The organism is Polaromonas sp., assembly GCF_029945925.1.
Taxonomy (GTDB): domain Bacteria; phylum Pseudomonadota; class Gammaproteobacteria; order Burkholderiales; family Burkholderiaceae_C; genus Polaromonas.
In genome coordinates, this window is sequence record NZ_JAQSDN010000003.1 from 1 (window position 1) to 26,577 (window position 26,577).

Here is a 26,577-nt window from a genome sequence, read left to right on the forward strand (position 1 = left end):
TTCATGTTCCTTCGTGACATGTTATGCCTCACACACAAAATTTCTGACAGGCTCCTCTGAAGGTTACGACCGCCAAGTCAGAGTAGAAAACATCTCTATACATTGTTGTTTGAGCCATACGTCCGCTTGATCAAGAAGCAATTCAACGATGTCACAAGATTGCCAACTGATTAAGATGTTGGTCATGTTCCTCCAACTCTCTCCCCCTTCCGCCTAACTCGCACTGCACCCGGTTTCGCACCGGGTTGCGCATGCGGCCGCGCTTGTTCTGATTGACGGAGAACAACAGCACGCGGCCATGAGTTGACGCGCCTGCCTGCCTTTTCTCTTTCCTCTGGCTGCATACAGCCCTGCAGCAGGCGCCCGGATGGAGAACTTTTTTCATGAATTCCCGAACATCGGCCGCTTTGGCCTGGGGTGGCATCCTGCTTGCGGGCGTCTTGTGGGGTGTGGGCGCGTTGGTTGCCCAGTCGGTGATGGAGGGCGGTGGCATGTCGCCTTTCAGTTTGTCGCTGGCGCGTTTTGCGCTGGGCTTGCCGCTGTTGTGGTGGTGGCACTGGCGGCAGGTGGCTGCCACGCCGGCCACCGGGCAATGGCGGCACTTGCCGTCGCGGGAGAGGGCGCTTATCGTGCTGACCGGCCTGGCCATGGCGATGAACGTGACCTGCTGGTTCATGGGCGTCGCCTACATCGGCGCGGCCTTGCCGACGGTGATTTCGATTTGCTGCGCGCCGGTGATCGTGGCGCTGCTCTCGGTGTTGCGCGGGTATGAACGCGCCAGTGGGCAACTGCTGGCGGCGCTGGTGCTGGCACTCATGGGTGTGGCCTTGATCGTTGTGCCGGTGGAAGCCTTGACCCTGCCGCGCGACTACGTGGCGGGCCTGGCCTGGTCGTTTGCCTCGGCGGCCTTGTACTCGCTGGTGGTGCTGGGCAATGCGCGCATGCCGGCGCATGTGCCGGCCGTCAGCGCCTCGGCCTGGGGCATGGCGGTGGCGGCGCTGCTGATGCTTGTGCTGGCCGGCGCGCAGGGCATTACGTGGCCGCGCGACGGTACGGCCTGGTTGCAGGTGGCTTACACCGGTGTGGCCACCACCTCGGTTGCCTACCTTGCTTTTGCCTGGGGCGCGCGGCGACTGTCACCTACTGCCGCCGTCGTGGGCACGCTGATTGAACCGCTGGGGGCTGCGCTGGGGGCTGCGTGGCTGTTTGCCGAGCCGCTGACAGCGCGGCAGGGCGTCGGGGCCTTGTTGCTGGGTGCTGCGATGGTGTTGCTGGCGCGGCGGCGCTCGGCTTAGTTGTTTGGCTTGTCATCCCGGACCCCGTATCCGGTCCGGGGCAGGCTCTGATCCGGGATCCAGGTGGCATGAACCAGCGGCGCCGGTCTGCCGGGATGGATTGCGGGTCAAGCCCGCAATGACAGGCGCAGGAGCATTTCGCGTACCCGTCCCGCAATGACAGGCTCTAGTCCCAGAACGGCCGGGCTTGCCGGGCCAACAGGTCGCAGGCCTGCTGGCACGCCTGCACATGCGCCTCGCGGCGCGCGCTGAGCCAGCCAGCGCCGAACAGGGCGCGCGGGTCGTGCCCCGACAGGCCTTGCCAGACCAGCAGCGCCGCCACTTCGTCGTGGTAGATGCCCAGCGCGTCCTGCAGCGGCTTGAGTGCGGCCAGGTAGGCGGTGGCCTTGCGTTTGGCAAACAGGGGTTGCGCGAACTCGGCCAGGTAACGCAGGCGCTTGAGGCGCTTGCGCAGCGCGTGTTGTTCGGCTTCGGGCAGGGCCGTGAATTGGCGGCCCTGTGCCAGCACCTGCTTGTGCAGCTTGGCCAGGCGCTTGCGCAGGAATTTTTTCGGTGATGTTGCCGATGTGTCGTCTGGCGCAGACTTGCCCTCGTCGGGGACGGCGTGAACAAAACCGATCAGGCCCAGCAGTGCCTGCTGGAAAGCCGGCGAGCGTACCGATTCGGCGGCGCTGGGCAGGGCGCCCAGTGTTTCCTGCCAGTCGAGCGGCGGCCCGCCTGCGGCTTCGATCTGGCCCTGCAGCTTGCCGAGCAGGTAGTCGCGGTCGCGGTGCTGGCCCAGCGCGCGGAACACACGGGCCAGCGACGCCTTCCAGGCATCGCCTTGATCGCCCCAGCCGCCGGCGAGGGCCTCGAGTTGCTGCAGCGCGGTGCGCAACCGGCGCAGACCGACGCGCAGCTGGTGGATGTGCTCTTCGGCGCTGCAGCCGGCGGCCACGTCGCTGGCGTTGGTCAGCACCTGGTTCAGGCAGGTGGCCACCACGGCGGCGGCCACCCCGCGGCCCGAGGCGTGGCGGGGAAAGCGGGGCGCTTCGGCGCCCACGGCCGCGCCGAAGTCCTGGCCCAGCGCCAGGCGCTGGCCTTTCAGCGACTTGCTCACGCTGCTGAGCCACAGGCCATGCCAGATACACCAGCCGCTGGCCAGCGCCACCGCGCTGGCGGCCTGGCCCTGCTTGAGTTCGAGCTCCAGCTCGCGCACGGGCAAGGTTCTGTCGCCGGCGGTGATGTGGCCCTGGTCCAGCGCAAGCTCGACCAGCGCGCCGCGCGCCCGCACGATTCGCGTGAGGCGAACCATGTCGGTCTGGTAGACGAGGGTGAGGTCAGGAGAAGCCGCATCGGGCTGGTGCTTCAGGGCCTGGCGCAGGCGCTCGCCGACCGGCGTGCCGTCGTGGCGCGACAAGTCGGGCAGGGGTGCGGTCTGGTTGCCCAGCACGACGTTGTGTTCCAGCCGCTCCAGCGGCCGGCTGCCCGGGGCCTTGGCCGTCTGCACCCAGTGCCGGCCTTCCTTGCGCAGGCGCAGCACCACGCCCTGCGCCGCCAGTGCGCGGTCGGCCGTGTCGAAGTAGCGTGCCCGCAGGCGCTGGGTGCGTGTCATCCCGCGGCGCAGCGCCGCTTCCACCGAAGCGAGCCGGGCGGGCGGGATTTCAAGCTTGAGTTCGAACTCGGTCATGCTGGGGCCTGCGGCAGGGAGGGGGCTTTCCATCCTACGCATTCAGAGATGCAATGCAAGGTGAGCGACAGGCGTTTCCCCGCCGTTTATGGGTAACTACCCAGGTCTTTTTTTACTCCCTCTCCCCCTGGGAGAGGGCGGGGGTGAGGGCTGCGACCTGTGCATGGAGTGATCGTCGTATGTTGTGGACTGCTGCGCACCCTCACCCCAACCCTCTCCCAAGAGGGCGAGGGGGCAAGAAAAGCGTGCTGCATGCAGCGAGCTGAGGAGTTGCATTTATGAAGCCAAATCGGCCTCCAGCCCTTATTGCACGGGCGCAGGCAGCTATTAATTCAATAGCGTGTGCAGGGGAATGTCTTTCGCGGCCGCGAGCTGATCGAGCTGCGCGCGTGTCTGGGTGAGCATGAAAGCCGCTATCGCCTGATGTGTGGCGGGTGCGAACATGGCCTGGATGTTTGGCGCTTCCACACCCGCCGCGGCACACAGGGCGGCGGCGAAATGCGGCTCCAGCGCGGCCACCGCCACACGGCCATCCCGGCAGGGGTAGACCCGGTAGCCGGCATGCGCGCCGCCGACCGAACCGGTGGGTTGCGTCAGGCCCCATTGCCGCGGCAGCGCCAGGTAGGCGGCGGCATCGGACAGGGCCACTTCGATAAAGGCTCCGCGCGGATGCGGGTCACCCGAGCCGGCATACGGCTCCTGCCGCTGCAGGGCCGCCTGCAGCACGGCTTCGCTGGCCATCAGCGAGCCGCTCATGTCGGCGTACAGCGTGGCGGGCAGTTCCAGCCCGGGCACCAGGCCGTTGTCGGCGAGGTAGGTCAGGTCGTGGCCGGGCTCTTCAGCGCGTGCGCCTGGGGCACCGACGATGGCGACATGCGACAGCGCGGGGTACAGCGTGTGGATTTTTTTCCAGCCCAGGCCCAGCTTGTCGATGGCTGAAGGACGGAAGGAGGTGAGCAGCACATCGGTTTTTTCAAGTTCGCGGTGCAGCGCCTTCTGGCCGGCTTCGGTTTTCAGGTCGGCCGTCAGCACCTTCACGCCTTCATGCAGCTGTGCGTAGGCGGGCTGGTTGTACAGGCCCATCGGGTCGCCCGAGGGCGGCTCGAGCTTGATGCAGGTGGCACCCATCTGCCGGCAACGCATCAGCGCGGCCGGGCCGGGCAGGTTGAGCGCCAGGCTCAGGATGCGGATGCCCTGCAGGGCCTGGAGAGGAGGGGTTTTGGCGGGGGCAGAGGAGGTCATCGTGGTGGCTGATGGTCTGGAGCAGGAAGGTAGAAGGCGCCCAAAGGCAATGGACCTTACCAGACTTTGCCCCTTGCCTTGGCGCCTTGGAAGGAGCCTGCCGACACCCGGCCGGAAGCCGGTCAGCTTCGGTTGTTTTTATAGAAATTTATGTTTCACAGTAATTAATTATTGTTTAACAGATATTTGTGAAGCACAATATGCACCTCACGACTCAAAAGGTGACCCATGAAAAACGCATTCGCCGCAAGCACCCTGACACGCCCTGACGTGCAACGCCTGAACAGTGCCTTTGCCTGGGTTTGCGCCCTGCTGGCCGTGGCCTTGCCGCTGGCCGTGCTTTACCAGCTGGTGACCACACCGACCGAGGGTTTGCTGCTCCGATCAGGCGTCAACGTGTCGACGCTGCAGGTGGCCATGCTGGACGTGGCGTTGTGGCAACGTATTCTGGCCGTGGTGCTGGGCATGGTGCCGGTGTGCTGCGCCTCCTACGGGCTGGTCTGCGCGATGCGCTGCTTTTCGGGGTTTTCCCAGAGCGAGTATTTCAGCCTGCGCAACGTGCGTTATCTGCGCGGTTTCGCCGCGGGCGTTTTTGCCTCGGTGGTGGCGGGCTTTTTTGGTTCCATGTTGATCAGCGTGGTGTTGACCCTGGGCGCACCGGCGGGCCAGCGCGCGCTGTCCATCGGCCTGGGCAGCAACGAGCTGATGACGCTGCTGTTTGCCGGCATGGTGTGGCAGATCTCTGCGGTCATGGCCAAGGCCGTGGCCCTCGCTGAAGAAAACGCGCAGTTCGTCTGAGCAAGGGCCTGTTCACACTATTTATGCAAGATGCGTTGCGAGTCAAAAAGGCCATGCGCGAGGCGCAAAATGCAGCCGGGCTGGCGCCCGGCAAGGCTTTGCAACGCTGCGCATGGCCTTTTTGGCCGCAACCCGGAGGGAACGTGTTTAAAACAGCACCACTCGTCGTTGCACTCCTAGCCCAGCCGCCCAGGCTGAGCGTCGTCGTGCGCCTAGATTGGCGTCGTTTTAACCACGTTCGCACTTGTATAAATAGTGTGAACAGGCCCTAGCCCGTGGGCATCGTCGTCAAACTCGACGTGATGCTGTCGCAGCGCAAGGCCAGGTCCAAAGACCTGGCGGCCTACGTCGGCATCACGGAAGCCAACCTGTCCCTGCTCAAGCAGGGCAAGGTCAAGGGCGTGCGTTTCGACACGCTGCAGAAGATCTGCGAGTTTCTCGATTGCCAGCCCGGCGACCTGCTGGTGCATGAGGCCGATAGCGGCTGACGGGGGCTGTCACGCCGGCGTCAGCTGCCGAAATCGAGTGGCAGGCCGACGTAGTTTTCAGCGACCGAGCGCGCGCCGGTCTCCGAGTGGACGATGTAGTCCAGCTCGGCGTCCTGCAACTTCTGGCCGATCGGGCCGTTTTCCGGGAAGTGGTGCATCAGGCTGGTGAACCACCATGAGAAACGCTCGGCCCGCCAGATGCGCTTGAGGCAGCGCTCGGAATAGGTGTCGATGCCGGCTTCGGTTTTGTCGGCGTAGAACTCGATCAGCGCGCCGGACAGGTATTTCACATCGGTGGCGGCCAGGTTCAGGCCTTTGGCGCCGGTGGGCGGCACGATGTGGGCGGCGTCGCCGGCGAGAAACATGCGCCCAAAACGCATGGGCTCGGCGACAAAGCTGCGCAGCGGGGCGATGCTTTTCTCAATCGACGGGCCGGTGACGAGTTTGTCGCGGCCGTTCTTGTCCAGGCGCAGGCGCAGCTCGTTCCAGAAGGCATCGTCCGACCAGGCTTCGACCTTGTCGGTGAGGGGCACCTGCAGGTAGTAGCGGCTGCGTGTGGCGCTGCGCTGCGAACACAGCGCAAAGCCGCGCGTGCTGTTGACGTAGATGAGTTCATGGTGCACCGGTGGGGTGTCGGAAAGCACGCCCAGCCAGCCGAAGGGATAGACCTTTTCGTACTCGGCCACCGCGCCCTCGGGCACGCTGGCGCGGCACACACCGTGAAAGCCGTCGCAGCCGGCGATGAAGTCGCATTCGATCTCATGCGTCTGGCCGTCTTTCTCGTAACTCACGCGCGGCTTCTTCGTGTCGAAGTCGTGCACGGCCACGTTGCTGGCTTCGTAGATGGTGGTCAGGCCGGCGGCCTGGCGCGCATCCATCAGGTCGCGGGTGACTTCGGTCTGGCCGTAAACCATGACGTTTTTGCCGCCGGTCAGGCCGTTCATATCGATGCGGTGGCGCTCGCCCTTGAACAGCATGTCGAAACCGCCGTGCACCAGGCCTTCCTGGTGCATGCGCTGGCCGACGCCGGCTTCGTCGAGCAGGTCGATGCAGACCTGCTCCAGCACGCCGGCGCGGATGCGGCCCAGCACGTAGTCGCCGCTCTGGCGCTCGACAATGACCGCGTCGATGCCAGCCTTGTGCAGCAACTGGCCGAGCAGCAGGCCGGAGGGGCCTGCACCGATGATGGCAACCTGGGTACGCATGTCTGTCTCCGTTTCGTTTTGACTGAGTCGCTAGCGTAGGCGTTGCATCTTCCCGCGACCAGACGGCCACGCGCGCGGTGCACGATCTGCAGCCCATTTGTGCGATGATCGCGCAATGAGCAGAAATTCGCCACCCTCCGAGACGATGGGCACGGTCCTCCCGGCCAGCCGGCCCATCGCCAAGGCCGACATGATTGAAGGCATGGCCAAGGGCATGGCGGTGCTGGAGAGTTTTGACACACAGCGCCAGCGGCTGAACGCCACACTTGCCGCCGAACGTGCCGGCATCACGCGCGCCGCCGCGCGCCGCCACCTGCTGACGCTGGCGCACCTGGGCTACCTGGAGACCGACGGCAGCTATTTCTGGCTGGCTCCCAAGGTGCTGCGCTTTTCAGGCAGCTACCTGGCGTCGGCGCGGCTGCCGCGTGCCGTTCAGCCCACCTTGAACCGGCTGGCGGCGCAGACCCAGGAGTCGTTTTCTGCCGGTGTGCTAGACGGCGACGAGGTGGTGATCGTCGGGCGCAGCGGTTATGAGTGGAAAAGTGGTGCCGACGGTGCCGTGCGCGTGCTGGCCTACGGCCTGCACCTGGGCGCGCGCCTGCCGGCGCATGCCACGTCCACCGGGCGGGTGCTGCTGGCCGCCAAGCCCAAAACCGGCCTGACGCAGTGGCTCAAGGGCCGCACACTGCCACGCCTGACCACCCGCACCATCATTGACATCAAGCAGTTTCGCGCGGTGATCGAGCAGGTGCGCGCGGACGACTGCTGCCTGGCGGTGGAAGAACACGAGCTCGGTGTGCATGCGCTCGCGGTACCGCTGCGCAACATGCAGGGGAAAACGGTGGCCGCGCTTAACGTTGTTGCATCGCCGCAGCGGCTGAGCGCCCAGCAGATGCAGCGTGATCTGCTGCCGCTGCTGTTCGACGCGGCGCGGGAACTGCGGCCCCTGATGTAGCAGCGCGGCGGGGCGTCATGTCGTTGCCTGCAGCGTAAAGAAAAAAGTCGCGCCCTGTCCCGGCGCCGACTCGGCCCAGATGCGGCCGCCATGACGTGAAATCACGCGCGCAACCGTGGCCAGGCCGATGCCGGTGCCGGCGAACTCCGCGACATCGTGCAGACGCTGAAAGGTGCCGAACAGCTTGTCGGCATAAGCCATGTCAAAGCCGGCACCGTTGTCGCGCACAAAGAAGGCGCCGCGCGGCCCCAGCCGGCCCACCGATATTGTGGCGTTGGAGCAGTGCGCACTGAATTTCCAGGCGTTGCCCAGCAGGTTTTCCATGACGGCCTGCAGCAACCGGCTGTCGCCGTGCACCAGCAGGCCAGGCTCGACGCTGAACACCCCATGGCGCGAACGGTCCGCGGACTGCAGGCGCGCGAGTATCTCGGTGCTGATGGCGCTCAGGTCCACCGGCTCATGCTGGAGGGCCTGTCGTGTCACATGGGCCAGGGACAGCAGCGCTTCGATCAGGTGCCCCATCTTGTCGACGCCGGCCTGGATGCGAGCCAGGTAGTGCTGGACCTTGAGCGACTCCTGGCCCTGCAGCTCATTGAGCAGCAAGCGGCTGAAGCCGTCCACCGTGGTCAGCGGCGAGCGAAGGTCGTGCGAGACCGAGTAGGAAAACGCTTCCAGTTCCGCGTTCGTCAGCCGCAAGGCGGTCTCGGTCGCCTTGATTTCCGTGATGTCCACATCGATGCCGACCCAGAACATTTCTTCGCCGGCGTCGTTGAGTACCGGTGACACGCGGTAGGCCATGAGGCGGTAGCTGCCGTCCGGCGTGCGCAGGCGCCGGGTTCCGGCATGGGGCGTGCGCGTCTGGCGGTGGCCATGCCATGCTTCAAGCATGCCGGGCAAATCGTCCGCATGCACCAGACCCATCCAGGCCCTGCCGTGCCAGTCGGGCGGTGCGCCGCCGAATAGTTCGTACCAGGCCTGGCTGACAAAGGTGGCATTGCCCTCCGGATCAATCGTCCAGATCGGGTACGGTGCCTGCTCGGCCAGCGCCCTGAGCAGGGCTTCCTGGCGGGACAGCTCGCGGGTGCGCTGGGCGATTTTTTCCTCCAGGCTGCTGTTGAACTCCTGGACCTGGGCCAGCAGGTTGACGTTGTCGATCGCGATCAGGGCCAGCTGGGCGAGTTCGGCAACAACGTATTCATCCTGTCGGGTGAAGTCACCTTCGTGTTTGTCCGACAGCTGCAACAGGCCGACGTTGCTGCCGTCCCGTCCCGTGAGTGGCACGGCGAGCCAGCCGCGCAGGGGCGGGTGCTGGTCCGTATACGCGCCGAAGCCGCGCCAGCGCGGATGGGCCTGGAGCTCCGCCTGCGTCAGACGCATGGACCGGCGGGTCTCGCCGGGAACGGCGGAGATTCCGCTGCCATCGGGCGGGTCCATCCAATGGCGGTCGTTCGCGTATTTGTCGGACAGCGACAGTGCGGTGGTGGTCTGGTCCTTTTCAGGGCCGCGACGCAGGCTGATGACCGCCTGGTGGGCACCGATGATGCTGCGCGCCTGATCCGCCACTTCCTGCATGACCGCCTCCAGCGTGTGGTGCTGGGTGATGGCCTGTGCCGCCTCTGCGGCACGCTGCAAGGTCTGCAGATGGGCCTGGACTTCATGCTCGGCCTTGACGCGTTCGGTGACATCCTGCAGTGCCCCCTGCATGCGGATGATGGTGCCCTGGCCGTCCCGCACGGCCTGGCCCAACGAGCGTACCCAGATGTGGCGGCCGGTGCTGGTCACCATCTCCACCTCAACGTCGAAGGGCGTGCCGCTTGCCACGCATTCCTGTGTCACCCGGGCGGCCAGTGCCTGCGACTGTTCTGTGCAAAGGCCGATGGCGGAGGCCAGGGTGGGCGCGCTGCCTGGGGGCTGCTCGAGGATCAACAGGGCCTCATCCGACCAGAGAAAGCGCATCCCGGGCAACTCCAGTGCCCAGCCGCCCACCCGGGACAACTGTCCCGCCATGCGCAGCAGCTCGGTTTGGGCATGCAGCGCAGCTTCGGCCTGTTTCAGGTCGTCAATGTCGGTGGAGGTGCCGTACCACGAGACAATGCGCCCGGCGTCGTCGCGGTTGGGAATCACCCGCGCCAGCTGCCAGCGATAAGTTCCGTCACCGCAGAGCAGGCGGTGTTCGTTGTGAATGCCTTGCCCGCTTTCGATGGCACGGCGGAAATCCTCGGCGGTCCTTTCCAGGTCATCCGGGTGAACACGTGTGAACCAGCCGCCCTGGAGTGAAGCCTCCGCCGGCAGGCCGGTCACGTTGGTCCATTGGTCATTGACGAACGCCATGTGCCCGCTTGCATCGGTGATGAACACGATTTGCGGCATGGCCTGGGCCAACTGGCGAAAGCGCAGCTGGGTCCGTGCACGCTGCTGGGAATACCGGTAGAGCAGCGCCGACAGCAGCGCCACGGCTGCCGCGGCTGCCAGCCAGATCAGCCAGGTCAGCGTGGCAAAACGCTTCCAGGGCGCGAGTACCTCGTCGTACGGGGCGCCAACGTAGATCACCAGCTCGGGATAGGGCGCGAGGGCACGGTAGGCAATCATGCGGACCTTCCCGTCGATCGGACTGGTGGCCTGGTAGACGCCCTGCGCGCTCCTGGGGAGATGTTCGGAAAACAGGGGCCGGTCGGGAAAGGCCTTGCCCATCACGGTGTCGTCCATCGGGCTGCGCATCATCAGCACCCCGCCCCGGCGGAACAGCGCAATCGCGCCGCCGTCGCCCAGGTCCACCCCGCGCCAGAGCCTGTCGAAATAGAGCGGTTCCACGGCGGCCACGATCACGCCCGCGAAGCTGCCGTTCGCCGCCCGCAGAGGCCTGGACGCGCTGATCAGCCAGGCGCCTGTCGTGCGGCTGCGTACCGGCGCGCTGATGTGGAAACCGGCAGACGGGCGCTGCTGGTAGATCTGGAAATACTCGCGGTCTGCCAGCTTGACACCGATGTTGCCGAGGTCCGAGTCGAAAACGATGCGGCCGCCGGCATCCAGCACCCAGATGGCGCGCACGAAGGGGAGGCCGTTCAGCTGCTCGCGCAGCATGGCGCGGGCCGAGTGTTCGTCAAGCCGTTTTTCTTCCTGCAATGCCAGCAGCCGGCTGGCGGCAAGTTGAAGGCGCTGGTCCACCGTCTGGAAGGACTGGCCGGTTTGTTCCTCGATCACCTGCACCAGCGACTGGGTCAGTTTCTCGCCGGCGCGCAAGGCTTCGCCGCGAAGGTAAAAGAGGGCGATGACCACCGCGCAGGCAGAAACCACCATCAGGCCGCCAATCAGCCAGGCGATCGGGCGACCGATGGAGTCCTGCGCAGAGTCTGCATGCGTCTGTGATTGCCGGAGCGGCGCATCAACTTGCCAGGGCCAACGCATGCATCCAGCCTTTCAGTGGGGCCGGTCATGTTGCCCGGCGTGGATCATGATGCCATGCGGGTCGAACTTTGTCGATTGCGACAAGCCCTTGCTGCGCCTGGGTCCGGCTACGCCCGCTTCACATTTTTTTCTGTTCCTTCTGTGTCGGCTAGACGCCCAGATATTGCGTCAGCAGCGCCGGCCGTGCGTGCAGCTCGGCCGAGCTGCCTTCAAACACCACCTCGCCCTTGACCAGAATCACGTTGCGATCGGTGATCTGCGTCACGTGTTTCCAGTTCTTGTCGACGATCACGCTGCTGATGCCGCTTTCGCGAATCACGCCGCAGATGCGCCAGATCTCGCGCGCAATCAGCGGTGCCAGGCCTTCGGTGGCTTCGTCGAGGATCAGTACGTCGGGGTTGGTCATCAGCGCGCGACCGATGGTGAGCATCTGCTGCTCGCCGCCCGACAGTTGCTGCCCGCCGTGGCCCAGGCGTTCCTTCAGGCGCGGGAAGGTCTCCAGCACCCGGTCGTAGGTCCAGTCGTTCCTTCGGCCCACGCCGTCTGCGGCGCTTCCCGGTCGGCCGGCACGCGCGGCCATCTTGAGGTTCTCGACCACACTGAGGTTGCCGAAGATGCCGCGGCCTTCGGGCACATAGGCGATGCCGAGCTGGGAAATTTCGTAGGGTGCCCGGCCCATCATCGGTTGGCCCATGATGTCCAGGCTGCCCGATCGCGGCTTGACCAGGCCCATGATGCTTTTGAGCAGGGTGCTTTTTCCCATGCCGTTGCGGCCCATGAGGCCTATGGTTTCACCACGCGCGACGGAAAAGTTGATGCCGCGCAGGATATGGCTTGCGCCGTAATAGGTGTGCAGGTCCTTGGCGTCGATCAGCAGGTCGGCCATCAGTGTTCCTCCCCAAGATAGGCGGCCTGCACGCCGGCATCGGCCCGGATCTCGGCGGGTGTGCCGCTGGCAATCACCTGGCCGTTGACCATGACGGTCAGCCGGTCGGCCAGAGTGAAGACCGCGTCCATGTCGTGTTCGACCAGCAGGATGCCGTGGTCGGCCTTGAGTTTGAGCAGCAGCGCGACCATGCGTTCGGCCTCGGCCACACCCATGCCGGCCAGTGGTTCGTCGAGCAGCAGCACCTGCGGCTCGGTGGCCAGTGTCATGGCAATTTCAAGCTGGCGCTGTTCGCCATGGCTGGTGGCGCCGGCGATCGCCTGTTTGCGGTTTTCCAGGCCGGAAAGCTCAATGGCCCTTTCAGTCCGGGCGTTGACTGCTCTTAAATGGGTAGCACGGCTGAGCCAGTGCAGGGCATGCGGCTGGCGCGACTGCGCGGCCAGGCGGACGTTTTCCCAGACCGTGAAGGGCAGGAAGATATTGGTTTTCTGGTAGCTGCGGCCCAGGCCCTGGCGCGAGATTTTCTCCGGGTTCCAGCCGGTGATGTCGCGGTCGCCGAGCCGCACCGAGCCCGAGGTGGGCGGCAGGTCGCCGGAGAGCAGGTTGGTCAGCGTCGATTTGCCGGCGCCGTTGGGGCCGATCACGGCGTGGATCTGCTTGCGCTGCAGGTCCAGCGACACGTCGCTGACCGCAGCCAGGCCGCCGAAACGTTTGGTCAGGTTTTTCGCAGAGAGCAGTATTTCACTCATCGCTGGCCCCTCTGCTTTTGCCAAAGCGTTCCACCAGACCCAGAATGCCGCGCGGCGCAAAGGTCACCAGCAACACGATGAACAAGCCCATCCACAACTGCCAGTGCTTGCCGAGGTTGACGCTGCCGACCTGCGGCAGGTCCTTGAAGACATGCAGCAGGTATTCAAAAGCGAAGGCGCCGACAATCGCGCCGGCGAAGTTGCCCATGCCGCCGAGAATGACCATCATGATCGCGTGCGCGCTCATGTGAAAACCCATCAGTTCGGGGTTGATGTAGCCGGTTTGTGTGCCCCACAGGTAGCCCGCCAGGCCGGCCAGCGCGCCGGCCAATGTGAAGGCCGTGAGTTTGTAGCGGAAGGTGCCGAAACCCATGGCACGCATGCGGTGTTCGTTGACGCGGATGCCGGCCAGCGCGCGGCCGAACGGGCTCCACAGCAGGCGGCGCAAAAAGGCGTAGACCATCAGCATCACGGCCAGCGTGAAGTAATACAGCGTGCGCTTGTTGTCCAGATCGAACGGCATCCAGCCGAACAAGGTGGTGTCGGGCTTGAAATTGATGTACAGCCCGTCCGAACCACCCAGCACCTTGTTGTCGAAAAACAGGAAGAACACCATTTGCGCAAACGCCATGGTGACCATGATGAAGTAGATGCCGTGGGTGCGAACGACAAAAAAACCGATGATCAGCGCGGCCAGTCCCGAGGCCAGCACCGCCACGGGCAATGTCCACCACAGACTGACGGCTTCGCCCTGCGGCATGAGGAAGGCCAGCGCATAGCCGGCCAGGCCGAAGTAGGCGGCGTGCCCGAGCGAAACCAGGCCGGTGACGCCCTGCAGCAGGTCCAGGCTCATGGCAAAAATCGCCATGATCATCATGCGTGTGACCATCTGGGTGTAGAAATCGGTGCCCGCAAACGGGAAGGCGACGAGGGCGACCAGGCCAAGTGCCAGCGTGACCTGCACGCCGCGCGGCAGGAATTCGAGATTTGACTTGGTCATGCCACCACCACGGAAAGTGAATAGCTTGAAGGGAAAGACCTTTCAGTCAGGGCCGCGGATCTGGCTTTGCCAGTCCGCAGGCGCAGCGGCCCCCTCGGGGGGCAGCGCATTACACGAAGTGAAAAGCGTGGGGGTGTTAACGTGCTCATTGCTTGAACAAGCCTTCAGGCTTCCAGAGCAGCACCGCCGCCATCAACATGTAAATCAGCATGCCGGCCACCTGCGGCAGCAGCACCTTGCCGAAGGTATCGACCAGGCCAACCAGCAGCGCAGAAATGAGGGCGCCGCGCACCGAGCCGATGCCGCCGATGACCACCACCACAAAACACATGATGAGCACCTGCGAGCCCATGTTGGGGTAGACGCTGGCGATCGGCGCGGCAATCATGCCGGCCACCGCGGCCAGCGTCACGCCGAGGGCAAACACCACCGCGTGAATAAGCTTGATGTTGATGCCCAGGGCGCCGGCCATGTCGCGGTTGAAGGCGCCGGCGCGGATTTTCATGCCCAGCCGGGTTTTTGAAATCAGCAGGTACAGGCCGACCGCCAATGCAATACACACGCCCGACATGAACAGGCGGTAGACCGGGTAGGACAGGTTCTCGGTCAGCGGGATGGACGCGCTGAGCAGCTCGGGAATCGGCACACCATGGACATCGTCCCCCCAGACAATGGAACGCAGCTCTTCAAAGATGTAGATCAGGCCGAAGGTCAGCAACACCTGGTCGAGGTGGTCGCGCTGGTAGAAATGGCGAAACAGCAGCCATTCCAGCGCTAGGCCGAAGATGGCCGACAACACGGCGCCGCCGAGGATGGCCAGCGTCAGGCTGCCGAAATAGGCACTGAGCGACCAGGCCAGGTAGGCGCCCAGCATGTAGAAGCTGCCGTGGGCCAGGTTGACCACACCCATGATGCCGAAAATCAGCGTCAGGCCGGCGGCCAGCATGAACAGCAGCAGGCCGTACTGGACGCTGTTGAGCAGCTGGATGAGAAAGTTCGCGAGATCCATCGTGTTGCTTCAGGCCTGCCTGCGGGTGAGCAGCAGGAGCCCCCCCATGAGCGTGAACAGCCCGCCAGAGACGCGATTGAACCAGCGCACCGCGCGGCTCGAACGCAGCAGCGGCGCAAGGCGCGACACGCCCAGCGCGCAACCGCTGAGCACACTGAACTCGAAGGCCATGAAGGTCAGCGCGAGGATGGCGAACTGCGGCACGAAGGGCTCGGCCGGATTGAGAAACTGGGGAAAGAAGGCGGCGAAAAAAAGCACGGCCTTGGGGTTGCTCGCACCGACCAGGAAGCCGCGCAGAAAAAACGAGCGGCGCGGCGCCTCAAGCGGACCCGCATCGGCCCGCAGCACCGAGGCGTCATTGCGAAAGGTTTTGACGCCCAGGTAAATCAGGTAGGCCGCGCCCAGCAGCTTGGCCGCCGTGAAGGCTGTTTCAGATGCGGCCAGCAGCGCGCCCAGGCCCAGGGCTGACAGCAACATCACGCCCAGCACGGCGCTGACGCTGCCCGCCACCGAGGTCATGGCCTTGCGCGGCCCATGGTTCAGCGAGGTCGTCATGCACATCAGCATGGTCGGGCCTGGCGTGAAGATCAGCAAGGCGACGGCCGCGAGGTAGAGAAAGTAGGTGGTGAGGGTCATGGGGGAAGCGAAAAGGATGGTCGCTGCGAAGCCAAGCAATGCACGTACCAAAAAAATGGGAGGTTCACGAACCTCCCATTTTGGCGGGAAAAAAGCTTAGCCCATCTTGCAACCGGCGCCGGAGTCGGCCAGCGCCTTGGCGGCCACGCCGATGACCTTGTTTTCCTTGTTCTCGACCTGGCGCAGGTAGATGTCCTGCACCGGGTTGTGGGCCTTGCTCATGGTCCACTTGCCGCGCGGGCTGTCGATCACGGCGGACTCGAGCGCCTTGTACAGGGCCGGTTTGCTGTTCAGGTCGCCCTTGACCGCATTGGCGCCCTGGACCAGCAGCAGGCCGGTGTCGTAACCCTGCACCGCGTACACGTCGGGCTGGCTGCGGAAGGCGGTGGCGTAGGCCAGGCGGAAGGCCTTGTTGCGCGGCGTGTCCAGCGAGTCGCTGTAATGCATGGTGGTGATGATGCCGTCGGCTGCGGGGCCGGCTGCGTTCAGAACACCTTCGGTCAGGAAGCCTGAGCCGTAAAGGGGAATCTTGCCCTTGAGACCCGCCGCCGCGTAGTCGCGGATGAACTTGGCAGCGCCGCCGCCGGCAAAGAAGCAGGCCACGGCGTCGGGCTTGAGCGCGGCAATTTCGGTCAGCAGCGCCTGGAACTCGACGTTGGGGAAGGGCAGGCCCAGTTCCTTGATGATGGTGCCGCCGGCCGCGGTGTAGCTTTCCTTGAAGCCTTCAAAGGCCTCGTCGCCGGCAGCGTATTTCCAGGTGATCCACACGGCTTTTTTGTGGCCGCGGGCGACCATGGCCTGGCCCAGCGCGCGGGTGGGCTGGGAGTTGCTGAAGGAGGTGCGGAATACATTGGGTGCGCACAGGCCGCGGGTGGCGGCATGCACACCGGCGTTCGGGATCAGGCTCAGCACGCCGGAGTCGCGCGCCACTTTCTGGATGCCCATCTGCACGCCCGAGTGCACGGTGCCGACCAGCACATCGACCTTGTCGCGCTGCACCAGCTTGCTGGCGTTTTCAACGCCCTTGGAAGGTTCGGACTCGTCGTCCACCTTGAAGTATTCGATCTCGCGGCCGCCGAGCTTGCCGCCCTGCTGGTCGATGGCCAGGCGGAAACCGTTTTCAATCGCCACGCCGAGCTGCGCGAAGGTTCCGGTGTAGGGCAGCATGAAACCCACGCGCACCTTGCCGGACTGCGCCCGCACCACTTGAGGGAGCAGCAGGCCGGTGGAGGCGGCGCCGATGACGGCCGCACTCTGGCTCAGGATCAAACGACGTGAAGGAAGGCGTGAGGTCATGGATAACTCCTGGTTGGGACGGAACGAATAGCGCCGGAAGGCTTTGATGGTAACGGCGCGGTGCTGCGAAAACCCTAGTGAAAAACCCGAGATTCAGGATTAAATTGTTTATACCTAAAGCAATTACCCTGCCAGCCTGAGTGCTCAGGCCGTGCCCTGCTGGCGCAGCTTGAAGCGCTGGATCTTGCCGGTCGCGGTTTTCGGCAGCTCGTCCACAAACTCGATCCAGCGCGGGTATTTGTAAGGCGCCAGTTGCTGCTTGACGTGAACCTTGAGGTCGTCGGCCGAGGCGGTCTGGCCCTTCTTGAGCACCACAAAGGCCTTGGGTTTGACCAGCTGGTCGGCATCGGCCAGGCCGACCACCGCCACTTCCAGCACCGCCGGGTGCGTCATTAGCGACGCCTCCACCTCGAAGGGCGAGACATAGATGCCGCCGACTTTGAGCATGTCGTCGGTGCGGCCGCTGTAGGTGTAGTAGCCGTCGGCATCCACCGTGTATTTGTCGCCGCTGCGTGTCCACTCGCCGGCAAACGTGGCTTTGGTCTTGGCGCGGCTGTTCCAGTACATCAGGGCTGAACTCGGGCCTTTGATCTGCAGCTCGCCGATCTCGCCGACGCCGCAGTCCTGGCCGTCATCACCGACGATGCGCAGCGCATAACCGGGGACGGCCTTGCCGGTGCTGCCGTAACGTACTTCGCCGGGCCGGTTGCTCAGGAAGATGTGCAGCATCTCGGTCGAACCGATGCCGTCGAGGATGTCGCAGCCATACTCGGCGGCCCACTTGGTGCCGATGCCGGCGGGCAGGGCCTCACCGGCGCTGGTGCAGACGCGCAGGTTTAACGCGGCCCGGGGCGGGCGGGCCGGGTCTGCCAGCAGGGAGGCGTAGAGCGTGGGCACGCCGTAGAAAATGGTGGGCTGGTGTTCTTTCAGGATGCGGAAGACCTCGGCCGTGGTCGGGCGCGCCGGCAGCAGGATGGCCGTGGCGCCCACGCTCATCGGGAAGGTCAGGCCGTTGCCCAGCCCGTAGGCAAAAAACAGCTTGGCCGCGGAATACACCACATCGGATTCCTGGATGCCCAGCACACCCCGGCCGTAGAGCTCGGCGGTCTGGATCAGGTGACTGTGCAGGTGCACCGTGCCTTTGGGGGCGCCGGTCGAGCCGCTGGAGTACAGCCAAAAGCAGGCGTCGTCGGCGCAGGTGGGCGCTATGGTTTTGGTAGCTTCTTGCGCCCGTACCATCTGGGCCAGGCTCGCATGCGGTGCGGCGTCTTCCGCGCCGGCAACAATCACGCTGCGCAGTGTGGGGATGTGCCCGATCAGCGGCTCAAACGCGGGCAGCAGCGCCCGGGACACAATCAGGCCCTGGGCGCGCGAGTCGCGCAGCATGAAGTCGAAGTCGGGCGTGGTCAGCAGGGTGTTGGCGGCCACCGGTACCACACCGGCCAGGATGCAGCCCAGAAAAGCCACCGGCCATTCAGGGGTGTCCAGCATGGCCAGCAGGACGCGGCTTTCGGGGGCGAAGCCCTGGGCGCGCAGCGCATTGGCGAAGCGGTGGGACTGGTTGGCGAGTTCACCGTAAGTCAGCGTCGCACCGTTGACGGCATCGACAAATGCGAGCTTGTCGGCGCGGTTGGCGTTGCGCTCCAGCAGGTCATGGGCGGCGTTGTAGTCGCGGGGAATGTCAACGCGAGGGGGGCTCACCGAATGGTCGGCGCGGCTCAGGTTCATGGGGTCTCCGGATGCTCTCGTTTTTATAGCTGCCTGCGCCCGCCATTATTGGGTTGGAGGCTCATTTTAGTAAAACTCAGGCGGTTTCGGTGCTGGGCGTGCTGCTCAGTGCCAGCGCCAGCCAGTCGCGGCACCAGGCGGCACCCTCGGTCTCGGGCAGGGTGCCGGCGCTGGCGTCGTGGCACCAGACCTCACCGATACGCTGCGCGCCCAGGCCCTGCAGGCGCTCGTCAAACTTTTTGCCACCGAAGCAGAAGGTCTGCAGGTAGGTGCGGTCACCAAGGGCGATCACGCCGTAACGCACGTGGCCCAGGAATTTGGGCTGGGCATCGAGCGAGTCATAGAGCAGCCGGGCGTTGTCGGGTACATCGCCCTGGCCGTAGGTGGAAGAGCAGATGAGATATATTGCATCTTCTTCGGCGGCGCTGTCAAAGACGCCGATGTCCAGGCCGTCCATCAGCTGAACCTCGATATCACTGACGAGATCGGCGCAATCCATCTGGATGGCCTGGGCCACATAGTCGGCCGTGCTGGTCATGGTGCCCACGAGTATTTTGAGTTTCATCAGTGATCTCCGATAAAAGATGCAATAAACTGCTTGACAAGCGAATTACGTGAAGTATAGTGCAATATTGATTTAACGCAAACTTTTTTCAAATAACGCAGATGTCCAACATCGAAAATCTGTCCGAACAGGCGAACAAAGCCACGCTCACCGAGCTGGGTGCCCGGGTGCGTGCCTGGCGCGCCCGCCGCGGCATGACGCGCAAGGCGCTGGCGAGCGACTCCGGCCTGAGCGAGCGTTTCCTGGCCGATGTGGAAAGCGGCAAGGGCAATGTCTCGATCAACTCGCTGGAAGCCGCTGCCCGCGCGCTGAACATCTCGATTCTGGAACTGCTGCAGGACGCACCGCGCCCGGCGCTGGCCCGTGTCCAGGGGCTGCTGGGCCGGCTCGACGACACGCAGCTGGACCAGGCCTACGCACTGCTCGGCAGCACCTTCGGCCTGAGCGATGCGCTGGGCCGGGAACAGCGCATTGCGCTGATCGGTCTGCGCGGTGCGGGCAAGTCCACACTCGGCCTGAAGCTGGCCACCGAGCGCGGCGTGCCTTTTGTCGAACTCGACCGCGAGATCGAACGTGAAGCCGGCACCAGCATGAATGAAATCCTGCTGCTGCACGGGCAGGCCGGCTACCGCCGCTACGAGCGCCGCGCGCTGTTCCGTATTGCCGAGGACCATGCCGACGGCGTCGTCATGACCACCGGCGGCAGCATCGTCAGCGAGCGCGAAACCTTTGACCTGCTGCAAAGCCGCTTCTACTGCGTCTGGCTCAAGGCCAGCCCGGAAGAACACATGGCACGGGTGGTGGCGCAGGGCGACATGCGGCCTTTTACTGCCACCCGCGGTGCCACGGACGAGGCGATGGAAGACCTGCGCCGCATCCTGGCCAGCCGCGAAGCGCTGTATGCCCGCGCCGATGCCGTGGTGGACACCGCCGCCCGAACCCTCAAACAAAGCCTGAAAGACCTGGAACGCGCCGTTCCGCAAACAACCGTTCGGGCTGAGCCTGTCGAAGCCCTTCGACTAGCTCAGGGCGAACGGCCTTAACCCGACACACAGGAGACCCCAATGAACGCCATGACCGAACCGCTGTTATTCAAACAGGTGATTGAGGGCCAGGAGCGCGAGCTCGTGAGCTTTGCCACGCATCCGACCAAGTACCAGCACTGGACACTGAGCGTGGAGGGCGATGTTGCCCGCCTCAAGCTCGACATCAATGAAGACGGCGGCATCAAGCCCGGCTACAAGCTCAAGCTCAACAGCTACGACCTCGGCGTGGACATCGAGCTGCACGACGCGATCAACCGCATCCGCTTCGAGCATCCGGCCGTCAAGGTGGTGGTGTTCGAGTCGGGCAAGGAAAAGATCTGGTGCTCGGGCGCCAACATCTACATGCTGGGTCTGTCCACGCATGGATGGAAGGTCAACTTCTGCAAATTCACCAACGAGACCCGCAACGGCCTGGAAGACTCCTCGCGCCATGATGGCCTCAAGGCGATTGCGGCCGTGACCGGCGCCTGCGCCGGCGGCGGCTACGAGCTGGCCCTGGCCTGCGACCGCATCGTGATGGTTGACGACCGCAGTTCCACCGTGAGCCTGCCCGAAGTGCCGCTGCTCGGCGTCTTGCCCGGCACCGGCGGCCTGACCCGCGTGACCGACAAGCGCAAGGTGCGCCGCGACCTGGCCGACATCTTCTGCACCACGTCCGAAGGCGTGCGCGCAGACCGGGCCCGCGACTGGAAACTGATCGACGCCTATGCCAAACCGCAGCAGTTCAGCGCCTTGCTTGCTACTGAAATAGAAGCGCTTCGCGCCCAGTCCACAAGGGCTGCAGCCTCAAAAGGCATTGAACTGACGCCACTGAAGGTGCTCATCGACGATGCCGGCTACCACTACAGCGTGGTCGATGCCCAGGTGGACCGCGAAAAACGCATTGCCACCCTCACCGTCAAGGCACCGGCCGCCGCCATTGAGTCCACGCCGCAAGCCATCGAAGCCGCCGGCGCCAACTGGTACCCACTCAAGCTGCAGCGCGAACTCGACGACGCCATCCTGAACCTGCGCACCAACGAACTTGAAGTCGGCACCTGGGTCATCAAGACCCAGGGCGATGCCGGCCAGGTGATGCGCATGGACGAGGTGCTGGCCCAACTGAAGGACCACTGGCTGGTCAAGGAAACCACAGGCGCGCTGCGCCGCACGCTGGCGCGCCTGGACGTGACCAGCCGTTCGCTGATTGCGCTGGTCGATGCCGGTTCCTGTTTTGCCGGCACGTTTTACGAACTGGCCCTGAGCTGCGACCGCATCTACATGCTGGACCTGCCGGATTCGCCCGACGTCGCGCCCACGCTGCAACTGAGCCCAGCCAACTTTGGCTGGTTCCCGGCCGTCAATCACCTGACGCGGCTGCAGACCCGGTTTTATGAAGACGACGCCACCATCGCGCAGCTGCAAAAACTCTCCGGCAGCCCCTTGCGTGCCGACCAGGCGCTCGAACTGGGCCTGGTGACCCTGAGCCCCGACGACATCGACTGGGACGACGAGATCCGCATCATGCTGGAAGAACGCGCGTCCATGTCGCCCGACGCCATGACCGGCATGGAAGCCTCGCTGCGCTTTCCGGGCAAGGAGACCATGGAAACACGCGTGTTCGGCCGCCTGTCGGCCTGGCAGAACTGGATTTTCATCCGCCCGAATGCGGTGGGTGAGGAGGGCGCCCTCAAACTTTTTGGCACCGGTAAAAAAGCGAAATTCGACTGGAAAAGGATTTAACACCATGAGCACCATTGACCTGCAAGCCCTGATCCCCAACAACGTCAACCTCGGCGAGAACCGCCAGCTGCAGCGTGCGCTCGAGCACTGGCAGCCGGCCTTCATGAGCTGGTGGGACGAAATGGGCCCGAGTGACTTCAATGCCAAGGAGGTCTACCTGCGCACCGCCGTCGGCGTGGACGCTTCGGGCTGGGCCAGCTACGGCTACACACCCATGCCCGACTACCGCTGGGGCATTTTTCTCGCCGACCAGGAAGAAAACCGCAAGATCGGTTTTGGCGACCACATGGGCCAGGACGTCTGGCAGGAAGTGCCGGGTGAGTACCGCAGCGCCTTCCGCCGCCTGATCGTGACCCAGGGCGACACCGAGCCGGCCTCTGTCGAGCAGCAGCGCCTGCTGGGCCACACCGCGCCTTCTTTGTACGACCTGCGCAACCTGTTTCAGGTCAACGTCGAGGAAGGCCGCCATCTGTGGGCCATGGTCTACCTGCTGCACGCGCACTTCGGTCGTGACGGCCGCGAGGAAGCCGAAGAGCTCTTGACGCGCCACAGCGGCGACGCCGACAAGCCACGTATCCTGGGCACCTTCAACGAGCCCATGGACAACTGGCTGAGCTTCTTCATGTTCACTTACTTCACCGACCGTGACGGCAAGTTCCAGCTCAAGTCCTTTGCCGAAAGCGCCTTTGACCCGCTGGCGCGCACCACGCGTTTCATGCTGACCGAAGAAGCCCACCACATGTTTGTCGGCGAGACCGGCATTGGCCGCGTCATCAAACGCACGCTGGAAGTCATGAAAGAGCTGGACACCGACAACGTGGACACCTTGCGCAAGGCCGGCGTGATCGACTTGCCGACGGTGCAGAAATTCATGAACTTCTGGTTCACCTCCTCGCTGGACCTGTTCGGCTCGGAAGCCTCGTCCAACGCGGCCAACTACTTCAGCAACGGCATCAAGGGCCGGCCCGACGAAGCCAAATTCGCCGACCACGTTGAGCTCGACAGCGAAATGACCATCCAGGTGCCGGACGGCAAGGGTGGTTTGAAGAACGAAACGATTTCAACACGCAACGGCATGAACGAGATCACGCGCCTGGAATACGTGAAAGACTGCAATGTCGGCGTGACACGCTGGAACATGGCGATCAAACGCGCGGGTGTGGACTTCGAGCTGAGCCTGCCGAGCTCGCGTTTCCGCCGAAGCGTCGGTGTCTGGTCGGCCGCCCACACCGATCCGCAGGGCAACCCGATCAGCGAAGCCGAATTCAACGCCCGAAAAGACGAGTGGCTACCCAACGACGCCGACAAGACCTTCATTCACAGCCTGATGCAGCGTGTGACCGAGCCGGGCAAGATGGCCGGCTGGATCGCACCGCCGGATCGTGGCATCAACGCGAACGCGGTCGAATACGAATACGTGAAGTTGTAAGCCCCCACGCTTGCTCACTGCGTGTAGCCGCTGCCCCCCGAGGGGGCCGCTGCGCCTGCGGTCTGGCAAAGCCAGTCCCGCGGCCCCTGTTTGAAGGGGGAGGGCGCCTCAACGTTCAGGTAATCTCCGCGCCGCGTTCCTTGAGCAGGTCCCGCAGCAGCGAACGGTGGCAGCGTGCCTCGTTCTCGCAGTAACAACCCATCGCAAAATTCGTCTGGTGCGACAGCGCCGCCAGCAGGTCCAGGTCCCGGCTGGCATCGGGCTCGTTCATTTCGGCGCGGTATTTTTTGCTGAACGCGGCCCAGTCCTTGTCGGTCTCCACCGACTGGCCCTGTTTCATGGTCTCGGCGCTGGGGGCGAGGTTGGGGTACCAGACGTCGTACCAGTCCTGCGTGGCGAATTCGCTTTTGGGCACGCCGCGCGGTGGCCGACGTACCGTGCCTATGCGCAGACCTTCGCCAGCCTGCCGGGCCGTGCCCAGTCTCACGATGCTTACCCCCATGAGCGCCTCCTGTTTGACGGTGTTTCAGGGTTGCCATTGTGAAACCTTTTGTGCTGCCCCCGGCCGGTCCTGGTGCTTGCAACGCTGCCTCTGCAAATAAACGGAGCGAGGCGCAAAATTGGGCTTTGTTCGGGCTATAATATTTGACTAGTCGGAGTGTGGCGCAGTCTGGTAGCGCACCTGGTTTGGGACCAGGGGGTCCAAGGTTCGAATCCTTGTACTCCGACCAAGAATCCAATGAAAAAGCTCACTCTGTGGGCTTTTTTCATATCTGCCCGTAGCTCAGTTGGATAGAGCATCAGCCTTCTAAGCTGAGGGTCGGGGGTTCGATCCCCTCCGGGCAGACCAGTGCTCAATGCATTGCGTCCTCCAACCCTCCCCATTTTTATCGTTCTGACCGTCTCAGGCGCCGCCCTGTAGTCGTGCGCGGCGCCTTGCCGCGCCAATGCGTTGCGAAATCACGTCGCTGTGGTTGCCCGGCTCGACGCGGATATAAGTCCAAAGTCATAGAACGGCCGACGCAAATTCGCAGAAATTCATCCTTTAGCATAGAAAAGCCGGATCTGTAAAAAAATCACCAAACATCACCTCATATTTCCTACAAAAGTCACACTTGGATAAATAGAATCGCATAAAAGATACAAAAAAAGACTTCCAAAGGGACGAAATGAGCGCTAGGGCGCCATGGAAATGCAGTTCCCCCACTTCCGCCGCCAGGCAGGGTGTGGTCAGGCTGGGGCAGGTTCAAGTTGATTCATTAACGAAGGAGTGATCATGAAATCAGAGCGTTTTTCGACATTCAAACGCGGTGCGTTGCATGCAGCGTTGGCGTCAACTGCTGTGCTGGGGGGCTTGGGGCTTGTTGGCAATGCCCACGCCATCAGTGGCGACGCCACCGCCACCGTGGTCCAGGCCATTGATATCACGCAAAACAGGGCCCTCAATTTTGGCAAATTTGTTGCGAGCAATGGCGGAACAGTGACCTTGACCAACGTTGCCACTACTGTCGTGGGAGGCACCTCCGTCAGGGTCAGTCCGAGCACCGCTGCTTCAGGGCAATTCACTGTCACCGGTGACGGAGCGGCAACCTATACGCTGACGGCAGATGCAAGCACGACGATCACTGATGGGAATACCACCATGAACGTGACCGCCATTACCCCTTCGGTCACAACAGGCGGTGTACTCAGTGGTACATCAGGTTCTCAGGGGAGTCAGGTGGTATATGTCGGTGCTACTTTGACCCAAGGTGCCGCGAATGCTGCGGGGACTTACAGCGGGACCTATTCGATCACCGTTGCCTATAACTGAGACGCTGATCTGTGAGTGGCGGCCTCGGGCCGCCAAGCAGGCTGGAAACTCGCTCCGGTAGGGCTGTGCTTGCTATTGCACTCTGTTTTTTGTCAGTTAACCGTGTTGCAGGCCGTTATCGCACAGGCGAGATGAGTTCAAGGAAGGGCCACGTTGAAGAAACACCGTGTTTTGGCTGTAATCGCTCTGCTAAGTACCGTGGCTTGCGCATCGGTGAGTTGGGCGCAGACTTTCACGGCCACCCAGGCTTTGGCCTTTGGTACTTTTGCGCCCAGTGCGGTGGCGGGCACGATCGTTATTCCCCCGGTGGGCCTCCGGGGCAAGAGTGGGGGTGCGTATCCGATCGCGGTCAACCTGGGCTCGGCCGCGTCGTTCAGCGTGAGCGGGGGGGGGGCGAATCAGCCTTATTCCATCACCTTGCCTAGCAACGGTGTGGTGTCGCTGTCACTCGTGGGGAGTCCGGGGACCACCATGGCTGTCAATGGCTTCAGTAGCAGCACATCGAGCGGCCAGCTCAGTGGCACCGGTGCACTGGCCTTTACGGTCGGCGCCACACTCAGTGTGGGCAGCAACCAGGCAATGGGCAATTACACCGGCAATTTTGAGGTCACGATCAACCTGCAATGAAGGCCGCACTTCATCCCATCATCCCAATTCCGGTTCATCGTCATGCCTGCTTACAAACAAGACACTCAGGAGCCCGTCATGTGGTTTTCCATTTTTGATGTCCGGCCCCTTGCTGCGGATGCTGACTGTCGTCCTATCCGATGGCTCCCTTTGCGGCGGGAGAGCGGTGCCTGGCTGCTCGGCGCTTGTCTCGTGCTGATTGCCGCGCCCCACGCTTTTGCCGATCTGATGCTGACTCCGACGCGGATCATTCTTGAAAAAAACCAGCGCTCGGCCCAACTCGACCTCATCAACAATGGCCAGGAAACAGCGACTTACCGCATCAACCTGGTCAATAGGCGCATGAGCGAGACAGGGGAGTTTTCCGCGATAGACAGCCCGCGACCAGGCGAGCAATTTGCAGATGAGTTGGTGCGTTATTCGCCACGGCAGGTGGTATTGGCCCCGGGCCGTGGCCAGACCGTACGTATTTTGCTGCGCAAACCGGCAGATTTGCCAGCCGGTGAGTACCGGTCCCACCTTCAGTTTGACCGGGTTCCCGAGACCACCGGCACCAGCAGTATCAACGCCCAAGGTCCTGCGCTGGGCCCCGGTGAAGTAGGTGTGCAGTTGACGGCTTTGATCGGTGTGTCCATTCCTGTCATTGTGCGGCACGGTGAAACATCTGCCACCGTCACGCTGTCCGGGCTGGAACTGCCCAACCCCCCGGCCGGCCAGCCTGCGATGCTGGCGGTGGTGCTGCAGCGCAGCGGCAACCGTTCTGTGTATGGAGACCTGATTGCGACCTTCACGCCCCAAGGCGGCGCGCCGCAGGAAGTCGGCAAGGCCGGTGGCGTGGCAGTGTACACACCCAACGCCTTGCGCCGCATGAGGCTGGAGTTGAAGCCGCCCGCCGGGCTGGCGCTGGCGCGGGGCACCCTGCGGGTAGCCTTCCGGGAACGGCCAGACGCGGGTGGCAAGTTGCTGGCGGAAGCCGCTCTCGAATTGCCTTGACCGGACAGCGGTTGCGCCCAC

At 63.6% G+C, this 26,577-nt stretch carries 23 protein-coding genes and 2 tRNA genes; 12 read left to right on the top strand and 13 right to left on the bottom strand.

The window, feature by feature from the left end; translation table 11 throughout:
• Positions 1–383: 383 nt before the first annotated feature.
• Positions 384–1,295, top strand: a complete 912-nt coding sequence (locus PSV40_RS00865; RefSeq protein ID WP_300533177.1) for a DMT family transporter — start codon at positions 384–386, stop codon at positions 1,293–1,295.
• A gap of 166 nt (positions 1,296–1,461) precedes the next feature.
• On the opposite strand, the gene PSV40_RS00870 is transcribed toward PSV40_RS00865, so the two are convergent.
• Together PSV40_RS00870 and PSV40_RS00875 are read right to left on the bottom strand one after the other, a co-directional pair.
• The gene (locus tag PSV40_RS00870; protein WP_300533179.1) at positions 1,462–2,964 is read right to left on the bottom strand and encodes a CYTH and CHAD domain-containing protein; all 1,503 of its coding nucleotides are present in this window, start codon (positions 2,962–2,964) and stop codon (positions 1,462–1,464) included.
• A 327-nt stretch (positions 2,965–3,291) separates the two neighbouring features.
• Complete coding sequence (locus PSV40_RS00875) at positions 3,292–4,206, bottom strand: CoA transferase (RefSeq protein WP_300533181.1); 915 nt, start codon at positions 4,204–4,206, stop codon at positions 3,292–3,294.
• A 228-nt stretch (positions 4,207–4,434) separates the two neighbouring features.
• On the opposite strand from PSV40_RS00875, the gene PSV40_RS00880 reads away from it, so the two are divergent.
• Together PSV40_RS00880 and PSV40_RS00885 are read left to right on the top strand one after the other, a co-directional pair.
• Positions 4,435–5,004 (top strand): DUF2975 domain-containing protein, encoded by a 570-nt coding sequence (locus PSV40_RS00880; RefSeq protein WP_300533183.1) that lies wholly within the window; start codon positions 4,435–4,437, stop codon positions 5,002–5,004.
• Positions 5,005–5,279: 275 nt separating this feature from the next.
• Positions 5,280–5,492 (top strand): helix-turn-helix transcriptional regulator, encoded by a 213-nt coding sequence (locus PSV40_RS00885; RefSeq protein ID WP_300533185.1) that lies wholly within the window; start codon positions 5,280–5,282, stop codon positions 5,490–5,492.
• 20 nt (positions 5,493–5,512) lie between these two features.
• Here the strand turns inward: PSV40_RS00885 and pobA are convergent, their stop codons facing one another.
• On the bottom strand, positions 5,513–6,697 hold the full coding sequence (pobA, locus tag PSV40_RS00890; protein WP_300533187.1) for a 4-hydroxybenzoate 3-monooxygenase: 1,185 nt from the start codon (positions 6,695–6,697) through the stop codon (positions 5,513–5,515).
• A gap of 115 nt (positions 6,698–6,812) precedes the next feature.
• Between pobA and PSV40_RS00895 the strand changes: the two genes are divergently transcribed.
• Positions 6,813–7,652 carry an IclR family transcriptional regulator C-terminal domain-containing protein gene (locus PSV40_RS00895; protein ID WP_300533189.1) on the top strand — a complete coding sequence of 280 codons (840 nt, stop codon included), beginning with the start codon at positions 6,813–6,815 and terminating at the stop codon, positions 7,650–7,652.
• Between the two features lie 15 nt (positions 7,653–7,667).
• On the opposite strand, the gene PSV40_RS00900 is transcribed toward PSV40_RS00895, so the two are convergent.
• The 9 genes from PSV40_RS00900 to PSV40_RS00940 all read right to left on the bottom strand — a co-directional run bounded on the left by PSV40_RS00900 (position 7,668) and on the right by PSV40_RS00940 (position 18,926).
• Entirely contained in the window at positions 7,668–11,057 is a 3,390-nt protein-coding gene (locus PSV40_RS00900) for a PAS domain S-box protein (RefSeq protein WP_300533191.1), read from the bottom strand.
• A gap of 148 nt (positions 11,058–11,205) precedes the next feature.
• The gene (locus PSV40_RS00905) at positions 11,206–11,943 is read right to left on the bottom strand and encodes an ABC transporter ATP-binding protein (protein WP_300533193.1); all 738 of its coding nucleotides are present in this window, start codon (positions 11,941–11,943) and stop codon (positions 11,206–11,208) included.
• Positions 11,943–12,692, bottom strand: coding sequence for an ABC transporter ATP-binding protein (locus PSV40_RS00910; RefSeq protein ID WP_300533195.1), 750 nt, complete (start codon positions 12,690–12,692; stop codon positions 11,943–11,945). The genes PSV40_RS00905 and PSV40_RS00910 overlap by 1 nt, the downstream gene beginning before the upstream one ends.
• Positions 12,685–13,692 (bottom strand): branched-chain amino acid ABC transporter permease, encoded by a 1,008-nt coding sequence (locus PSV40_RS00915; protein ID WP_300533197.1) that lies wholly within the window; start codon positions 13,690–13,692, stop codon positions 12,685–12,687. Before PSV40_RS00915 ends, PSV40_RS00910 begins: the two co-directional genes overlap by 8 nt.
• Positions 13,693–13,837: 145 nt before the next feature.
• Positions 13,838–14,701: a branched-chain amino acid ABC transporter permease gene (locus PSV40_RS00920; protein ID WP_300533199.1), complete on the bottom strand. Its 864-nt coding sequence runs from the start codon at positions 14,699–14,701 to the stop codon at positions 13,838–13,840.
• Positions 14,702–14,710: 9 nt separating this feature from the next.
• On the bottom strand, positions 14,711–15,337 hold the full coding sequence (locus tag PSV40_RS00925; RefSeq protein ID WP_300533200.1) for a LysE family translocator: 627 nt from the start codon (positions 15,335–15,337) through the stop codon (positions 14,711–14,713).
• 96 nt (positions 15,338–15,433) lie between these two features.
• A complete protein-coding gene (locus PSV40_RS00930; RefSeq protein WP_293595039.1) occupies positions 15,434–16,633 on the bottom strand; it encodes an ABC transporter substrate-binding protein in 1,200 nt (399 codons plus the stop codon).
• Between the two features lie 144 nt (positions 16,634–16,777).
• Entirely contained in the window at positions 16,778–18,361 is a 1,584-nt protein-coding gene (locus tag PSV40_RS00935) for a benzoate-CoA ligase family protein (RefSeq protein WP_300533202.1), read from the bottom strand.
• A 76-nt stretch (positions 18,362–18,437) separates the two neighbouring features.
• Entirely contained in the window at positions 18,438–18,926 is a 489-nt protein-coding gene (locus PSV40_RS00940) for a flavodoxin domain-containing protein (protein WP_300533203.1), read from the bottom strand.
• Between the two features lie 101 nt (positions 18,927–19,027).
• Between PSV40_RS00940 and PSV40_RS00945 the strand changes: the two genes are divergently transcribed.
• From PSV40_RS00945 to boxB, 3 genes are read left to right on the top strand one after another with little or no spacing between them, the layout of a single operon-like run.
• On the top strand, positions 19,028–19,969 hold the full coding sequence (locus PSV40_RS00945) for a helix-turn-helix transcriptional regulator (RefSeq protein WP_300533205.1): 942 nt from the start codon (positions 19,028–19,030) through the stop codon (positions 19,967–19,969).
• Between the two features lie 21 nt (positions 19,970–19,990).
• Positions 19,991–21,694 (top strand): 2,3-epoxybenzoyl-CoA dihydrolase, encoded by a 1,704-nt coding sequence (gene boxC / locus PSV40_RS00950; protein WP_300533207.1) that lies wholly within the window; start codon positions 19,991–19,993, stop codon positions 21,692–21,694.
• A gap of 4 nt (positions 21,695–21,698) precedes the next feature.
• Entirely contained in the window at positions 21,699–23,123 is a 1,425-nt protein-coding gene (gene boxB / locus PSV40_RS00955) for a benzoyl-CoA 2,3-epoxidase subunit BoxB (protein WP_300533208.1), read from the top strand.
• Positions 23,124–23,238: 115 nt separating this feature from the next.
• Here boxB and PSV40_RS00960 read toward each other — a convergent pair whose 3' ends face one another.
• Positions 23,239–23,625 (bottom strand): DUF488 family protein, encoded by a 387-nt coding sequence (locus tag PSV40_RS00960; protein ID WP_300533210.1) that lies wholly within the window; start codon positions 23,623–23,625, stop codon positions 23,239–23,241.
• Positions 23,626–23,777: 152 nt separating this feature from the next.
• Here PSV40_RS00960 and PSV40_RS00965 point away from each other — a divergent pair.
• The 5 genes from PSV40_RS00965 to PSV40_RS00985 all read left to right on the top strand — a co-directional run bounded on the left by PSV40_RS00965 (position 23,778) and on the right by PSV40_RS00985 (position 26,556).
• Positions 23,778–23,854 (top strand) — tRNA-Pro (locus PSV40_RS00965).
• Positions 23,855–23,896: 42 nt separating this feature from the next.
• Positions 23,897–23,973 (top strand) — tRNA-Arg (locus tag PSV40_RS00970).
• Between the two features lie 426 nt (positions 23,974–24,399).
• Entirely contained in the window at positions 24,400–24,936 is a 537-nt protein-coding gene (locus PSV40_RS00975) for a DUF4402 domain-containing protein (RefSeq protein WP_300533212.1), read from the top strand.
• Between the two features lie 171 nt (positions 24,937–25,107).
• The gene (locus tag PSV40_RS00980; protein ID WP_300533214.1) at positions 25,108–25,563 is read left to right on the top strand and encodes a DUF4402 domain-containing protein; all 456 of its coding nucleotides are present in this window, start codon (positions 25,108–25,110) and stop codon (positions 25,561–25,563) included.
• Positions 25,564–25,641: 78 nt separating this feature from the next.
• Complete coding sequence (locus tag PSV40_RS00985; protein ID WP_300533215.1) at positions 25,642–26,556, top strand: fimbria/pilus periplasmic chaperone; 915 nt, start codon at positions 25,642–25,644, stop codon at positions 26,554–26,556.
• The last annotated feature ends 21 nt before the right edge of the window (positions 26,557–26,577 follow it).

Bases quoted from the DNA above. Each gene is read 5' to 3' on its own strand.
- PSV40_RS00865 (WP_300533177.1), top strand. From the start codon at position 384: ATGAATTCCCGAACATCGGCCGCTTTGGCCTGGGGTGGCATCCTGCTT.
- PSV40_RS00870 (WP_300533179.1), bottom strand. From the start codon at position 2,964: ATGACCGAGTTCGAACTCAAGCTTGAAATCCCGCCCGCCCGGCTCGCT.
- PSV40_RS00875 (WP_300533181.1), bottom strand. From the start codon at position 4,206: ATGACCTCCTCTGCCCCCGCCAAAACCCCTCCTCTCCAGGCCCTGCAG.
- PSV40_RS00880 (WP_300533183.1), top strand. From the start codon at position 4,435: ATGAAAAACGCATTCGCCGCAAGCACCCTGACACGCCCTGACGTGCAA.
- pobA (WP_300533187.1), bottom strand. From the start codon at position 6,697: ATGCGTACCCAGGTTGCCATCATCGGTGCAGGCCCCTCCGGCCTGCTG.
- PSV40_RS00895 (WP_300533189.1), top strand. From the start codon at position 6,813: ATGAGCAGAAATTCGCCACCCTCCGAGACGATGGGCACGGTCCTCCCG.
- PSV40_RS00900 (WP_300533191.1), bottom strand. From the start codon at position 11,057: ATGCGTTGGCCCTGGCAAGTTGATGCGCCGCTCCGGCAATCACAGACG.
- PSV40_RS00905 (WP_300533193.1), bottom strand. From the start codon at position 11,943: ATGGCCGACCTGCTGATCGACGCCAAGGACCTGCACACCTATTACGGC.
- PSV40_RS00910 (WP_300533195.1), bottom strand. From the start codon at position 12,692: ATGAGTGAAATACTGCTCTCTGCGAAAAACCTGACCAAACGTTTCGGC.
- PSV40_RS00915 (WP_300533197.1), bottom strand. From the start codon at position 13,692: ATGACCAAGTCAAATCTCGAATTCCTGCCGCGCGGCGTGCAGGTCACG.
- PSV40_RS00920 (WP_300533199.1), bottom strand. From the start codon at position 14,701: ATGGATCTCGCGAACTTTCTCATCCAGCTGCTCAACAGCGTCCAGTAC.
- PSV40_RS00925 (WP_300533200.1), bottom strand. From the start codon at position 15,337: ATGACCCTCACCACCTACTTTCTCTACCTCGCGGCCGTCGCCTTGCTG.
- PSV40_RS00930 (WP_293595039.1), bottom strand. From the start codon at position 16,633: ATGACCTCACGCCTTCCTTCACGTCGTTTGATCCTGAGCCAGAGTGCG.
- PSV40_RS00935 (WP_300533202.1), bottom strand. From the start codon at position 18,361: ATGAACCTGAGCCGCGCCGACCATTCGGTGAGCCCCCCTCGCGTTGAC.
- PSV40_RS00940 (WP_300533203.1), bottom strand. From the start codon at position 18,926: ATGAAACTCAAAATACTCGTGGGCACCATGACCAGCACGGCCGACTAT.
- PSV40_RS00945 (WP_300533205.1), top strand. From the start codon at position 19,028: ATGTCCAACATCGAAAATCTGTCCGAACAGGCGAACAAAGCCACGCTC.
- boxC (WP_300533207.1), top strand. From the start codon at position 19,991: ATGAACGCCATGACCGAACCGCTGTTATTCAAACAGGTGATTGAGGGC.
- boxB (WP_300533208.1), top strand. From the start codon at position 21,699: ATGAGCACCATTGACCTGCAAGCCCTGATCCCCAACAACGTCAACCTC.
- PSV40_RS00960 (WP_300533210.1), bottom strand. From the start codon at position 23,625: ATGGGGGTAAGCATCGTGAGACTGGGCACGGCCCGGCAGGCTGGCGAA.
- PSV40_RS00975 (WP_300533212.1), top strand. From the start codon at position 24,400: ATGAAATCAGAGCGTTTTTCGACATTCAAACGCGGTGCGTTGCATGCA.
- PSV40_RS00985 (WP_300533215.1), top strand. From the start codon at position 25,642: ATGTGGTTTTCCATTTTTGATGTCCGGCCCCTTGCTGCGGATGCTGAC.